This is a genomic window from Pandoraea sp. PE-S2R-1 (assembly GCF_002179865.1).
Lineage (GTDB): Bacteria > Pseudomonadota > Gammaproteobacteria > Burkholderiales > Burkholderiaceae > Pandoraea.
The window spans coordinates 15,328-28,401 of record NZ_NGUR01000009.1 but is presented as its reverse complement, the minus strand read 5'-3'; the positions used below and the strand labels follow the sequence as shown (position 1 = coordinate 28,401).

The 13,074-nt window shown below is 62.8% G+C and carries 10 protein-coding genes; all 10 read left to right on the top strand.

Features of this window, described 5'->3' with window-relative positions; genetic code table 11:
* Positions 1–11 precede the first annotated feature (11 nt).
* The 10 genes from CDV44_RS07455 to CDV44_RS07410 all read left to right on the top strand — a co-directional run bounded on the left by CDV44_RS07455 (position 12) and on the right by CDV44_RS07410 (position 13,048).
* Positions 12–1,394, top strand: coding sequence for a DUF1329 domain-containing protein (locus tag CDV44_RS07455; RefSeq protein WP_087687463.1), 1,383 nt, complete (start codon positions 12–14; stop codon positions 1,392–1,394).
* A 95-nt stretch (positions 1,395–1,489) separates the two neighbouring features.
* Complete coding sequence (locus CDV44_RS07450) at positions 1,490–2,611, top strand: YCF48-related protein (RefSeq protein WP_087687462.1); 1,122 nt, start codon at positions 1,490–1,492, stop codon at positions 2,609–2,611.
* Positions 2,608–5,052: an RND family transporter gene (locus CDV44_RS07445; RefSeq protein ID WP_087687461.1), complete on the top strand. Its 2,445-nt coding sequence runs from the start codon at positions 2,608–2,610 to the stop codon at positions 5,050–5,052. The genes CDV44_RS07450 and CDV44_RS07445 overlap by 4 nt, the downstream gene beginning before the upstream one ends.
* A gap of 156 nt (positions 5,053–5,208) precedes the next feature.
* Positions 5,209–6,171 carry a PDR/VanB family oxidoreductase gene (locus tag CDV44_RS07440; RefSeq protein ID WP_087687943.1) on the top strand — a complete coding sequence of 321 codons (963 nt, stop codon included), beginning with the start codon at positions 5,209–5,211 and terminating at the stop codon, positions 6,169–6,171.
* A gap of 154 nt (positions 6,172–6,325) precedes the next feature.
* Positions 6,326–7,183 (top strand): alpha/beta fold hydrolase, encoded by an 858-nt coding sequence (locus tag CDV44_RS07435; protein WP_170935891.1) that lies wholly within the window; start codon positions 6,326–6,328, stop codon positions 7,181–7,183.
* Between the two features lie 43 nt (positions 7,184–7,226).
* Positions 7,227–8,108 (top strand): VOC family protein, encoded by an 882-nt coding sequence (locus tag CDV44_RS07430; RefSeq protein WP_087687459.1) that lies wholly within the window; start codon positions 7,227–7,229, stop codon positions 8,106–8,108.
* Positions 8,109–8,113: 5 nt separating this feature from the next.
* Positions 8,114–9,481 carry an amidase gene (locus tag CDV44_RS07425; protein ID WP_170935890.1) on the top strand — a complete coding sequence of 456 codons (1,368 nt, stop codon included), beginning with the start codon at positions 8,114–8,116 and terminating at the stop codon, positions 9,479–9,481.
* 11 nt (positions 9,482–9,492) lie between these two features.
* A complete protein-coding gene (locus CDV44_RS07420; protein ID WP_249277436.1) occupies positions 9,493–10,833 on the top strand; it encodes a M20 family metallopeptidase in 1,341 nt (446 codons plus the stop codon).
* 84 nt (positions 10,834–10,917) lie between these two features.
* A complete protein-coding gene (locus CDV44_RS07415) occupies positions 10,918–11,661 on the top strand; it encodes an SDR family NAD(P)-dependent oxidoreductase (RefSeq protein WP_087687457.1) in 744 nt (247 codons plus the stop codon).
* A gap of 55 nt (positions 11,662–11,716) precedes the next feature.
* Positions 11,717–13,048, top strand: a complete 1,332-nt coding sequence (locus CDV44_RS07410; RefSeq protein ID WP_087687456.1) for a Rieske 2Fe-2S domain-containing protein — start codon at positions 11,717–11,719, stop codon at positions 13,046–13,048.
* Positions 13,049–13,074 lie beyond the last annotated feature (26 nt).

Here is a 13,074-nt window from a genome sequence, read left to right as displayed (position 1 = left end):
AGAGTCCCTTCATGAAACGAAAGTTATCGCGCGACATGGTCATATCCGCCTTGCGGATCGGCGCACTGTTCGGCGCCCTTGGTATGACTTCGCACGCTATTGCCGCCGTTACGCCCGAGGAAGCCGCCAGGCTCAAGGCTGAACTGACCCCCATGGGGGCGGAAAAGGCGGGTAACAAAGCCGGCACGATTCCCGCATGGGACGGTGGGTACACCAAAGTCCCCGCCGGGTTCAAGCAGGGTGATGCGCGTATCGATCCGTTCGCCGGCGAGAAGCCGGTCGCGTCGATCAGCGCGAAGAACATGGATCAGTACGCAGACAAACTCAGCGACGGCGTCAAAGCGTTGATGAAGAGGTCGGCGACCTTTCGCATTGACGTCTATCCGACGCACCGGACCGCTGCGCTGCCGCAGTGGGCATACGAGAACACGTTCAAGAACGCGACGCGTTGCAAGACGAAGGACGCGGGATTGTCGATCGAAGGGTGCTACGGCGGCATCCCGTTTCCCATTCCCAAGGATGGCAACGAGTTGATGTGGAATCACCTGTTGTCGTGGAAGGGTGAGGCTCATGAAATGTTGTCGCAGGTATTTGTGGTGCCATCCGACGGCAAACCCACGATGGCAAGCGACATCCTCGATGAATCGCAGTATCCGTACTGGTTCAAAGACGGTTCGCTCGAGAAGTTCAACGGCGACTACTGGGCTGCCATGGTGACCACCTACGGCCCGCCGTTCAAAGCCGGTGAGTCTTTGCTGTTCCGAGACACCGTGGATATGGGCACCAAGGGCCGTCAGGCATGGCAATACCTCGTCGGGCAGCGCCGCACCCGTAAGGCCCCGACCATTGGCTACGACACACCCGACAGCGTGACCTCCGGCATCAACTACTTCGACGAAGCCTTCATGTTCATGGGCGGCCTCGATCGCTACGACTGGAAGATCGTCGGCAAGAAGGAGATGTATGTCCCCTACAACGCCAACCGTGCATGGCTGGTCGGTCAGGACGATCTTCTTGGACCGCAGCATTTGAACCCCGATGCCATCCGCTGGGAGTTGCATCGTGTGTGGATCGTCGAGGCCAATCTCGGGGCGGGCAAACGTCATGCCATTCCGAAACGCCGTCTCTATCTCGACGAGGACACCTACAGCGCTGTGTTGTCCGACAGCTGGGATGCACAGGGCCAGCTCTGGCACACCAGCTACAGCCTGCCGATGGTGATGCCGGACTTGCCGGGCACGGTATTCCAGTCGTTCGCGATCTACAACCTGATCGCGAACAACTACATGATCGACAACTACCCCGGTGGCAAGCCGTATGTCTATCGGCAGGTCAAGCCGTGGCCGGCGAGCTACTTCACCCCAGACAGTCTCGCTGCCAAGGGCACACGCTGACGCCTTCTGACGCTTTCGCTCGCGGGCGTGTCCTTCAGCAACGGATGCGCTCGCGCGTGGCGGCACGGCGAAGGGGATGAATTCATGGAGACAAAATGATGCAGGCAATATCCGGCAGGCGCGCACGCGCAGTCGCGCTTTGTGTGGCAATGGCCGCGAGCGGCTTCGCCTCGGTAGCACACGTGGCAGCGGCGCAGGCAGCCACACTCGATGTGCTGGAGCGCCCGGCGTTGCGTAGTGCGCGCGCCGCGACGTCGGTCATGTTGGCGCTCGCCCACGCGGGCAAACGCATCGTGGCGGTCGGCGAGCGTGGCATCGCGATCTGGTCCGACGACGACGGTCGCCACTGGCAGCAGGCGCAAGTACCGGTGAGCGTGTCGCTCACAGCGCTTACGTTTGTCGATGCGTCGCACGGCTGGGCTGTTGGCCACGGCGGCGTCGTGTTGCACAGCGACGATGGCGGGATGACATGGCAAAAGCAGCTCGACGGTGTGCAAGCCGCGTCGCTGTTGCTGGCGGCTGCCAAAGACGGCCAGCCCGGTGCGGGGAGCGATCCGCGCGCCGCGCTCGCCAATGCGCAACGGCTTGTGGCCGAGGGGCCCGGCAAGCCGTTTCTGGATGTCTACGCCTTCGACGCGCGCAATGTGTTGATCGTCGGCGCATTCGGTCTCGCCTTCGCGACGCAGGACGGTGGCGCGAGCTGGGCACCCGCACTCGATCGTATCGATAACCCGCAAGGCAAACACCTCTACGCGATTCGTCGCGCTGCCGCAAAGCTATTCATCGTCGGCGAGCAAGGCGCGGTGTTTCGTTCCGACGACGGCGGGGCGCACTTCACCACTGTGACGACACCTTACGCCGGTACCTATTTCGGTGCGCTGAGCGTGCCGGACAGCACCGTGGTGGTGTATGGCTTGCGCGGTAATGTCTATTGGAGCGACGACGCGGGCGGCGCGTGGCGCAAAAGCGAACTGGCTGGCACCGGCACGATTGCGGCGGGATTGCGCTTGGCGTCGGGCACGTTGGTCCTGCTCGACGATAGCGGCCGGCTGCTGCGTAGCGACGATGCCGGTCACAGCTTTACCGCGGCCGACGTGCCGCAATCCTCGCCCTATACCGGCGCTGTCGAAACTAGCGACGGCGCATTGGTGCTGTCCGGCGTGCGTGGCATGACCCGCATCGTGCTCGACAGTCACACCAAGGCAAAATCACCATGAACCACGATACCGCTCTCGCAGAACACCCGGTGATCCGGGACCCTAAGGACTTCGACCGGAATTCGGGGGCGCTTGCCGAGCGCCTGCTGTTCAATCATCGATCGCTGGTGGTGCTGTTGTGCCTGCTGGTGAGCGTCGTGCTCGGCTATCAGGCTTTCGGTTTGCGCCTGAACGCAAGCTTCGAGCGCATGATCCCTGGCAAGCACCCCTACATCGTCAACTATCAGCGCCATAAGGCGGATTTGGCCGGTCTGGGCAATACGTTGCGTATCGCCGTAGCCAATCCGAAAGGTACGATCTTCGATGCCGCCTACCTCGATACGCTGCGCAAGCTCAATGATGAGTTTTTCCTCCTGCCCGGCGTCGATCGCGCGTTTATGAAATCGCTCTGGATGCCGGCCACCCGCTGGATGGGTGTGACGGAAGAAGGACTCGATGGCGGGCCAGTGATCCCCGATGGTTACGACGGCTCGCCGCAAAGCCTCGACCAACTTCGCGCCAATGTGGAGCGCTCGGGGGAGATCGGCGCGCTGGTCGCCCCAGATTTTCGCTCCAGTGTGATCGTCGTGCCGCTGATGGAAGCCGATGGTGCGCAACGTCTGGACTACCGTGCGCTGTCCACGCGGCTTGAACAGTTGCGCGAGAAGTACCAGTCCCAGGGCGTAGAGATACACATCACAGGGTTTGCGAAGATTGTCGGCGATCTGCTCGACGGCTTGCAGCAAGTGCTGGTGTTCTTTGCCGTCGCTATCGCCATTTGCGCTGCGGTGCTGTTGTGGTACACGCGCTGCGTACGCAGCACGCTGCTGGTCGTGACGTGCTCGCTGATTGCCGTGGTGTGGCTGCTCGGCTTGCTGCCGACGCTCGGCTTTGAGCTCGACCCGTATTCGGTGCTTGTGCCGTTTCTCGTGTTTGCCATCGGCATGAGTCATGGTGCGCAGAAGATGAACGGCATCATGCAAGACATCGGACGCGGCACGCACCGCTGGGTCGCGGCTCGCTACACGTTCCGGCGCCTGTTCCTCGCGGGTCTGACCGCACTGCTCGCGGACGCCGTCGGCTTTGCCGTGCTGATGAGTATCGACATTCCCGTCATTCACGACTTGGCGATCTCGGCGAGCGTCGGTGTCGCGGTGCTGATTTTCACGAATCTGGTGCTGTTGCCGGTTCTGCTCTCCTACACAGGCGTCAGCCCCGCAGCGGCGTTGCGCAGCTTGCGTGCCGAACGGCTCGAGCAGGACGATCCTACCCACCGCAAGCCGGCGCTGTGGGCGTTCCTCGATCGTTTCACCGAACGCAAATGGGCGAGCGTTGCGCTGCTGGCATCGGTGGTGCTCGGCATCGCGGGTACCGCCGTCAGTTTGCATCTCAAGATCGGGGATCTCGATCCCGGTGCACCGGAGTTGAGAGCGCACTCGCGCTACAACCTCGACAACGCCTTCATGGCGGGTAACTACGCTGCCAGCAGCGACGTGTACGTGGTGATGGTGCAGACGCCGCAGTATCAATGCGCGCAATATTCGGTGCTCGCACAAGTCGACGCGCTGGAGTGGCAACTGCAACAACTGCCGGGTGTCGAGTCGACACAGTCGTTCGCATCGCTGGCCAAGCGCACGGCAGCCGGCATGAACGAAGGCAGCCTCAAGTGGTACGAACTGCCGCGCGAGCAGGACATGCTCAATGCCATCACCACCCGTGCGCCGCGCGAACTGTTCAACCAGAACTGCGATTTGCTCACCCTCTACGTCTACCTGAAAGACCATCGTGCCGACACGCTCGGTGCGGTCGTGAGTGCGGTCGACGAATTCGCGGCAAAGAACAACACTCGCGACGTGCAGTTCCTTTCGGCGGCGGGCAATGCGGGTATCGAGGCGGCTACGAATATCGTCGTGAAGAAGGCCAATGCCGAGATGCTGGTGATGGTCTATGCAGCGGTCATCGTTCTGGCGTTCATCGCGTTCCGCTCCTGGCGTGCCGTGGTGTGTGCGGTACTGCCTCTGATGCTGACCTCGGTGTTGTGCGAAGCGTTGATGGTCGGCCTCGGCATCGGCGTGAAGGTGGCCACACTGCCGGTCATTGCACTGGGCGTGGGCATCGGCGTCGACTACGCGTTGTATGTGCTGTCGGTGACGCTGGCTCGCCTGCGCGATGGCATGAGCCTGTCGCAGGCGTACTACCAAGCGTTGCTCTTCACCGGCAAAGTGGTGGTGCTCACCGGCGTGACGCTTGGCATCGCGGTCGCCACGTGGGCCTTCTCGCCCATCAAATTTCAGGCCGATATGGGCATCCTGCTGGCGTTCATGTTCCTGTGGAACATGCTAGGTGCGTTGATCTTGCTGCCAGCGCTCGCGCACTTCCTGTTACACCCAGCCAAGGCCCTCGCCGCCTCCGGCACCCCTGCCGGATTGACCGCCGCTCGCCGCGACGAAATCGAAGCCTGACGGCGCGGGGTCTCGACGCGTCGAGACCCCTTCACGAAAGCGCGCCGAACTATCCGGAAAAGGCAGGTGAAGTGAGGGGCGGGGTCCACCAAACTGTATCCATGGCGCACCGATCAAGGCCGATCACGGCGCCCGAAAAAAAGAATGGTGCGAGACATGGAGCAACTGAAGGTAGTGATCAAGCGGCGTCGACAGGAAACGGATGCCGTCGTTTCGTTGGAACTGGCGGACCCGAAAGGCCGCACCTTACCGGCGTTTACCGCAGGGGCACATATCGATGTGCAGGTCGAGCGAGGTTTGACGCGCCAGTATTCGCTCTACAACTCACCGGACGAGCGCCATCGCTACTGTATTGCCGTGCTCAAGGAAGCGCAGGGGCGGGGCGGTTCGCGTCGGATCCACGATTCGCTGGAAGTTGGCGACTCGCTCGTGATCGGCGCGCCACGCAACGCCTTCGCGTTGGTTGAGGACGGCGCGCATACGGTGTTGATGGCCGGGGGTATCGGCATCACGCCGACGCTGGCCATGGCGCAGCGCCTCGATGCGCTGGGGCAATCGTTCGAACTGCACTATTTTGCCCGCTCTTGCCAAAACGCCCCCTTCGTCGACTGGCTGGCCCAGTCGCCGTTCGCCGCGCACGTGCATTGTCATTTCGATGACGAGTCGGCGGCAAGCCCGTTCGACGTGGCGGCGCATCTGCGAACGTGGGTGTCGTCCAGTGCCCATCTCTATCTCTGTGGTCCGGTGGGGTTCATGACCTACGTCGAGGCCGCCTCGGCGGCCTGCGGCTGGCCCGCTTCACGGTTCCATCAAGAATCCTTCAGCCCGCCGGTGCACGATTCACAGGACGACAAGGCTTTTCGTGTCGTGCTCGCGCGTCGTGGCCTGACGATCGACGTCGGTGCCGATCAATCGATCTTGTCGGCATTGCAACAGCATGGTGTGGACGTGCCCGTGTCGTGCGAACAGGGCGTTTGCGGTGTTTGCCTGACTAACGTTCTGGACGGCGAGCCGGATCACCGTGACTGCTTTCTCACGGACGCGGAGCACCGCGCTAATCGGCAAATCACCGTGTGCTGTTCACGCGCGCGCACCGAGACGCTGACTCTCGACCTATAGCGACATATAGCGACCCATAGCGAACTGTAGGCCGCGCACCTCGGTGGCAACGCCTTACGCGCCGAATTCACCCCCACAACCCATGACCGCCGGCGATGGCGTGCGTAGCAGAAAACGCATCGCGCGCCGGCTGACCACGACCCAGGAGTTTTTCATGAGCACGATTCATACCGACTTGCTGAACGCAGAAGTCCGCTACTACGACAACGGCACGTTCCGAACCCGCGTGATCGAAGCTGGCAGCGGCCCGGCACTAGTCATGATGCACGGCGGTGGCGGCCACGCCGAAGCGTTCTCGCGCAATGTCGAGCGCCTGTCCAAGCACTTCCACGTGATTTGTCCGGATTTTATCTGGCACGGCTTGTCGTCCTGCCCGCCGTTCGCGTCCGGAAACTGGGTGCGCCAGTTCAGCGATCAGATGCTCGCCTTGCTCGATCAGATGGGCATCGCGCGCGCGAGCTTCGAGGGGGAGTCGCTGGGGGGATGGATCGCCATCGATCTCGCCCTGCGTCATCCGGAACGTGTCGAGAAGATCATTCTCAACACGGCGTGGGGTATGGATATGGGCACCGAGCGCAGCGGCGAGATGCCGAGTCTCAAAGAGGCGTCGCTCAACGCGTTGCGTAATCCGTCGCGCGAGACCATCCGGCGTCGCATGGAATGGCTGATGCCGCTGGGCGGCACCACCGACGAGATCGTCGACGTGCGACTCGCGATGTGGTCGCGTCCCGCCACGCGTGAAGCCCTGCTCGAGTACTACGAGCGCTTGTTTGCACCTGAGTGTGCGAACTATCTGTTCCGTGCCCCGGACCTGGCGAAGATCCCGGTGCCGACGCTGCTGCTCTGGACCGAGAAGAACCCAATCACCGGCCCCGATACCGCTCACGCGATGGCCGATGTCATCCCCGACGCGCAAGTGCATGTTGTCGCCAACGCGGCCCATTGGCCGCAGTGGGAGCGCCCCGAAGAGCATGACGAGGTGGTGACGGCGTTCCTGCAACGCACTCGCTGATGATTGGCCCGACCCAATGGAAGCATCGAACAGGAGCCACGCCATGAGTGTGCGAAAACTGGGCTACGTTGGCCTGAATGTGCGTGATATCGCCACGGTGAAAACCATCTTCGGCCGGGTACTCGGTATGCAGGCCCGCCCGGGTGGCGATGGCACGATTTCATATCGCATGGATGCGCGGCACCACCGCTTCACTTTCGTGCCGGGCAACAGTGATTCGCTCGCCTACGTGGGGTGGGAAACCGACTCGCTCGAGGCCCTGCAACGCTTGGCCGAGACGATCGGCCGTCAAGGCCATGCCGTACGGCCCGCGACTGCGCAGGAAAAGGCTGAGCGGGCGGTACTCGACATGTTCTGGTTCGACGGCCCGGACGGGGTGCGTACCGAGATCGCATTCGGTGGCATCGAGGATGCCGAACCCTTTGCGCCCGCGCGCACGATCTCGGGATTCCGGACAGAGGAGCAGGGGCTCGGCCACGTTGTACTCGGCAGCGCCGACGCGGATGCGACCGTGAAGTTCTACCGCGATTCGCTCGGCTTTTCTGTCAGCGACTACATCCATTGGGACGTGTGTCGCGCCACGTTCCTGCATTGCAACGCTCGCCATCACAGTCTGGCCGTGATGAACCCCGTCTACGGTACGGCAGCGGGGCAACTCAATCACGTGATGGTGCAAGCCAATGCCATGGACGACGTCGGCCGGGCTTACGACATCGTCAGGGACCTGGGCATTCCGGTAGTGCTGACGCTTGGCAAGCATTCCAACGATCACATGACGTCGTTCTACATTCAGACCCCGGGGGGATGGGCCATCGAGTATGGACACGGTGCGCGGGAGATCGATAACGACTGGGACGTGAAGTACTACGACAGCCCGCGCCTGTGGGGACATCACCTGCAAAGCCCTGCGGTGCCGCCGAGATGAGCACGATGAAACTCCCTACGAATGCAGACCCGGCGCTGCTGTCGATCTCTGCTGCCGCCGCATCGATGGCCGATGGCTCGCTCGACGCCGAAACATTACTGATGGCTTGCCTTGCGCGTATTGGCGAGCGTGAAGCGACGGTGGGTGCGTGGGCGCATCTCGACATCGACCGAGCTATCGAACACGCTCGCCGCTTGGATCGGATGAGCCGTCGCGGGCCGCTTCACGGTATTCCGGTCGGTATCAAGGATGTTATCGACACGGGTGACATGCCGACCACTTACGGGTCGCCGATCTACGCCCGGCACAGGCCTGCAATGGATGCCGCTTGCGTGCGCCGACTTCGTAACGCCGGTGCCATTGTGTTGGGTAAAACCGTAAGCACCGAGTTTGCCGCGTATCACCCCGGCAAGACCACGCATCCGTTCAACGCCATGCATAGTCCAGGCGGTTCGTCGAGTGGCTCGGCGGCAGCCGTGGCCGACTGTCATGTCGGGCTGACGCTTGGCACACAGACCGCAGGATCGGTGATTCGTCCGGCCAGTTTCAACGGCGTGATCGGCTACAAGCCGAGCGTGGGTGCGTTCGATTACGGTGGGGTGAAGCCGTTGGCGCCGTCGCTCGACACGCTCGGAATGTTTGTGCGCGATATCGACGACCTGACGCTCGTTCAGGGCGTATTGGGCGACGCGCCGACGGCGGGCGCTGTGAACGAGCCGAGGCCGCCGCGCATCGCGCTGTGCCGTACTGACCGCTGGGTTGCCGCACAAGCGCCGATGCGCGAGGCAGTGGAGCGATGCGCCAGCTCGCTTGCCGCCGCCGGGGCGGTGATCGAAGAAGTGGTGCTGCCCCAGCAATTCGATGCGCTGCACACAGCACATCAGATCATCATGAGCCGCGAAGCGGCACGGGGCTTCTCGCACGAATTCGCAGTGCACAAGCCGCAACTGAGTGTCGAGTTCGTGGAGATGCTGCAAGCCGGTCTGAACTATTCCGATGCCGACGAAGACGCGGCTTGGCGGCAAGTGCTGGCATGTCGTGACTACTTCAGCATGGTGATGCGCGACTTCGACGCGATGTTGACGGTGGCGTGCGCCGGCGAGGCACCGCGCGGTCTCGCACATACCGGCAGTCCGGTGTTCAACCGCATATGGACGCTGCTCGGATTGCCTTGCCTCACGTATCCCGTTGGGCTTGGTCCGATGGGATTGCCCCTGGGCGTTCAGGTGGTCGGCGAGCGCGGCAGTGACGCGGCCTTGCTGGCGTGCGCTGCGTGGATGTTCGAGCACACGGGGGTGACATTGCTGCCGCCCGATCTCGCCGACACCTGCGGGACGCTCGACCGGCAGGTCGCAGCACGGACATCGAGTTGAGGCCATCACAAATGAGCATGACGCAGCGTCATCCACCCATGAGCGAGGCGCAGCACGCGTTGTTCGAGCGCGCGTGCGCACAGATCGATGCCAATCGGCTTAAACGGCTTGTGGCCGATCTGGTCGACATCCATAGCCCGACCGGCGCGGAACGGCCGCTTGCCGAATTCATGCGCGGGCATCTTGCAGGCATGGGGTTATCGGCGTCATATCAACCGATCACTGCGCAGGCCGGCAACGTATGGGGGCGGCTTTCGGGTGAGGGCGGAGGGGCCAGTCTAATGCTCTATGCGCCGCTCGACACGCATCTCGAGGCCAATCCGGCGGACGACGTGCCGTGGGTCGGTGCGTCGATGTCGCGCGATATGACGGTGCCGGCCAGTGTGCGGGGCGACACCGTCGTCGGCTTGGGGGCGTCGAATCCGAAGGCCATGATCGCGGCGCTCACCGAGGCGGTCAACGCACTGGTCGATGCCGGGGCCCGGCTTCCCGGCGATGTGCTTCTCGCCTGTGCAGGCGGCGGCATGCCGGTCGTTGCGCCGCAACGCGATCACGCCGGTCTGAGCAATGGCGTCATGCATCTGATGACCCACGGCGTCACTGCCGACTTCGGGCTCGTTTTGAAACCGTGGGACGAGGTCTACTACGAGCATCCGGGGCTTTGCTGGTTCAAGGTCAGTGTCGAGGGCACGTTGGGGTATGCCGGTGTGCCGCGCGGTACACCGGGATTTCGCAGTTCTATCCTGCCGGCGGCGCGCCTTATCGAGGCCCTCGAAGCCTGGCTTCCCGACTACACCGCGCAACACTTGAGCGATCAGATCGAGCCGCAAGGATGGATCTCGGGCGTGCGTGCGGGCTGGCCCGAACGGCCGGCGTTTCCGTCGGCTGTGACGGAAATCTATCTTGATCTGCGCATTGGCCCGCAGCAGACGCCGGCCGGGATGCTGGCCGAGTTCTCGGTGCAGATGCGAGACATCATGCGGCGCTTTCCCGAGATCCGGGCGCGTTGGGAAATGATCGGCAGCATCCCCGCCTCGCGCGTCGATCCGGACCACTGGATCGTGCGCTCGGCGACCCGCGCGTGGCAGCACACCCACGGCGGTCGGCCCTATCCCGGCGCGCCTCGAATGAGCGGACAGACGGACGCCGCTGTCATGGCCAAGCTCGGCTTGCCCGTGGTGCGTCTGGGCTTTCCGTGGCCTGGCAACGCGCCGCAGCAGACCGACTGCGGTGAGGGGCTGGGCGGCATGGGCGTCGTCCATGTGCCCGACCTGATCGATCCGATCAAGACCGTTCTGTATTTGATTATCGACACCTGCTCGCGCAGCCGCGCCGAAGTGGGGTTGACGTGATGCGGCGCCCACAGCGCTGCGAAACCCATCGAAACGACCAAGCCAATGCAGGCACGGCCAAAACGACAACCAAGGAGTAGACGTATGACGATGAAAGACAAGATTGGCCTCGTGACCGGCGCCGGTTCGGGCATGGGACGCGCAAGCGCGCTTGCGCTTGCGAAGGCGGGGGCACATGTCGTGCTGGCGGGGCGCAGCGCCGACAAATTGGAGGGGGTACGCGCGGAGATCCTCGGTGCTGGCGGGCGCGCAGAGATTCGAACGGCTGACGTATCCCGGCGCGATGAGAACGAAGCGCTGGTGGCATTCGTCGAGGCGCGTTTTGGCCGTCTCGACTTCGCCTTCAACAACGCGGGTGGCCACGCCGACTTCAAGCCGATCGATCAGACGTCCGTCGACGAGTCCGAGTGGGTCATCGATCTCAATTTCAAGGGCGTGTACTACGGCGTCAAGTATCAGATCGAAGCGATGCTGCGCACCGGCGGCGGCAGCATCGTCAACAACGCGTCGATTTTTGGCATCGAAGGCATGAGCGGCATTGCGCATTACGTCGCGAGCAAACACGCGGTGGTCGGTTTGACGCGCGCGGTCGCCAAAGAGTACGCGGCGCGCAACATCCGCGTGAATGCCGTGTGTCCGGGCGCAACGCAAACGCCGAACTACATGCGCTCGTCCAACAACGACGTGCACATGCTCGACGCGGTGATTCCGATGGGGCGCATTGGCCAACCCGAGGAGGTGGCCGAGGCCGTGCTGTGGCTCATGTCCGATCAGGCCCGTTACGTCACCGGCACGACGCTTTCGGTCGACGGCGGCATGGCTGCATAAATGCCCGCACAAATGTCCACATAAGGCACCCGAAAACGATTGCGAGGAGACACCCATGTCCAATCCGATAACCGCTGAGCTGATCGAGACAACCAGCCGATATATTCCTGACGTTCAGCCTGCTGGCGCACCGGCAAACCGGGCCGGCGATCGTCCGTGGCAGAAATGGCTCGACGCCGAACTGGGACTGCGCGACTACTGGTACTCGGTCGAGCTGAGCCGCAACTTACGCGAGGGTGAGCATTGTGTCGTGAGTCCGCTGGGCGAAGACATCATGCTGCTGCGCCGCGATGGGCGGGTCTACGCCGTGGAGAATCGGTGCTGCCATCGCGGCGCGCGCTTGTCCGAAAAGCCGTTATGCCTGTCGGCCGATACCATCACCTGCTGGGTGCACACGTTCACCTACAGCCTCGAAGACGGCTCGATCCGTACGATTCTCAACATGCCCGATTCGAAGCTGGTCGGGCGCCCGGGCATTAAGGTCTACCCGGTACAGGAAGCCAAGGGTTTGATCTTTGTTTTCATCGGCGACAGCGCGCCGCCGCCATTGGCCGAAGATGTGCCGCCTGGGTTCTTGGACGACGACACCGCTGTGTATGTCGCCGAGATCGACATCGTGCACAGCAACTGGCGAATTGGCTGTGAAGGATCGTTCGACCCGGCACACCACTTCATCCACAACTGGTCGACGTTCGCCATCGACAATCGTCTGCCGATGTCGCTCGGCTGGGTGCCCGATCTGGGCCAGCTTGCGGAGGTATTGCAGTACGCGGCGCCAGCGGACGGCCCGAAAGGATTCACCCGCTGCGCGGCCGATACCGATATGAGTTTCGAAGCCACGATTCCCGGCGTTGGCGGTGCGCCCGATACCACGTACGCGGTACCGATGGCGCGCGGGCTCTCCCCCGAACGGCTGCACGCGTTGCAAACCCACGATTTCGAGATCGACGTCGGCCTGTGGCTGCCTTGCGGCACACGTATTTCGCCGTGGCCGAGCCCGGGCGTGTCGACGGGGGAATTCTTCGTGCCGCGCGATGCGAACTCGCACTACTACGTGCAGTACGGCTGCAAGAAGGTGTCCTCCGAGGCGGAGCGACGCGCATGGGAGTCCGGCGAGATGGGCATCCCGCTTTGGAAAACGCCCAATGTCGACGGCTTTACGAAGGAAGACATTCAAGCGCGCGAAGCCATCGCGAGGTTTTACCACGAGGAGGACGGCTGGGACCGCGAAGTGCTCATGGGATGCGATCTCGAATTGCTGATGTGGCGCCACTTCGCCAGTCAGCACGCCCGTGGGCCGGTGCAGGAAATCAAGCACACGCAAGGGCGTTTCCGAAAGGTGAGTCCGTGCGCGACGGCGAATACGGTGAATACGGCGAAGGACTGACGCACGCCCACGACACCGCACCCACG

Coding starts and splice junctions, on each gene's coding strand:
- CDV44_RS07455 (WP_087687463.1), top strand. CDS start 12: ATGAAACGAAAGTTATCGCGCGACATGGTCATATCCGCCTTGCGGATC.
- CDV44_RS07450 (WP_087687462.1), top strand. CDS start 1,490: ATGATGCAGGCAATATCCGGCAGGCGCGCACGCGCAGTCGCGCTTTGT.
- CDV44_RS07445 (WP_087687461.1), top strand. CDS start 2,608: ATGAACCACGATACCGCTCTCGCAGAACACCCGGTGATCCGGGACCCT.
- CDV44_RS07440 (WP_087687943.1), top strand. CDS start 5,209: ATGGAGCAACTGAAGGTAGTGATCAAGCGGCGTCGACAGGAAACGGAT.
- CDV44_RS07435 (WP_170935891.1), top strand. CDS start 6,326: ATGAGCACGATTCATACCGACTTGCTGAACGCAGAAGTCCGCTACTAC.
- CDV44_RS07430 (WP_087687459.1), top strand. CDS start 7,227: ATGAGTGTGCGAAAACTGGGCTACGTTGGCCTGAATGTGCGTGATATC.
- CDV44_RS07425 (WP_170935890.1), top strand. CDS start 8,114: ATGAAACTCCCTACGAATGCAGACCCGGCGCTGCTGTCGATCTCTGCT.
- CDV44_RS07420 (WP_249277436.1), top strand. CDS start 9,493: ATGAGCATGACGCAGCGTCATCCACCCATGAGCGAGGCGCAGCACGCG.
- CDV44_RS07415 (WP_087687457.1), top strand. CDS start 10,918: ATGACGATGAAAGACAAGATTGGCCTCGTGACCGGCGCCGGTTCGGGC.
- CDV44_RS07410 (WP_087687456.1), top strand. CDS start 11,717: ATGTCCAATCCGATAACCGCTGAGCTGATCGAGACAACCAGCCGATAT.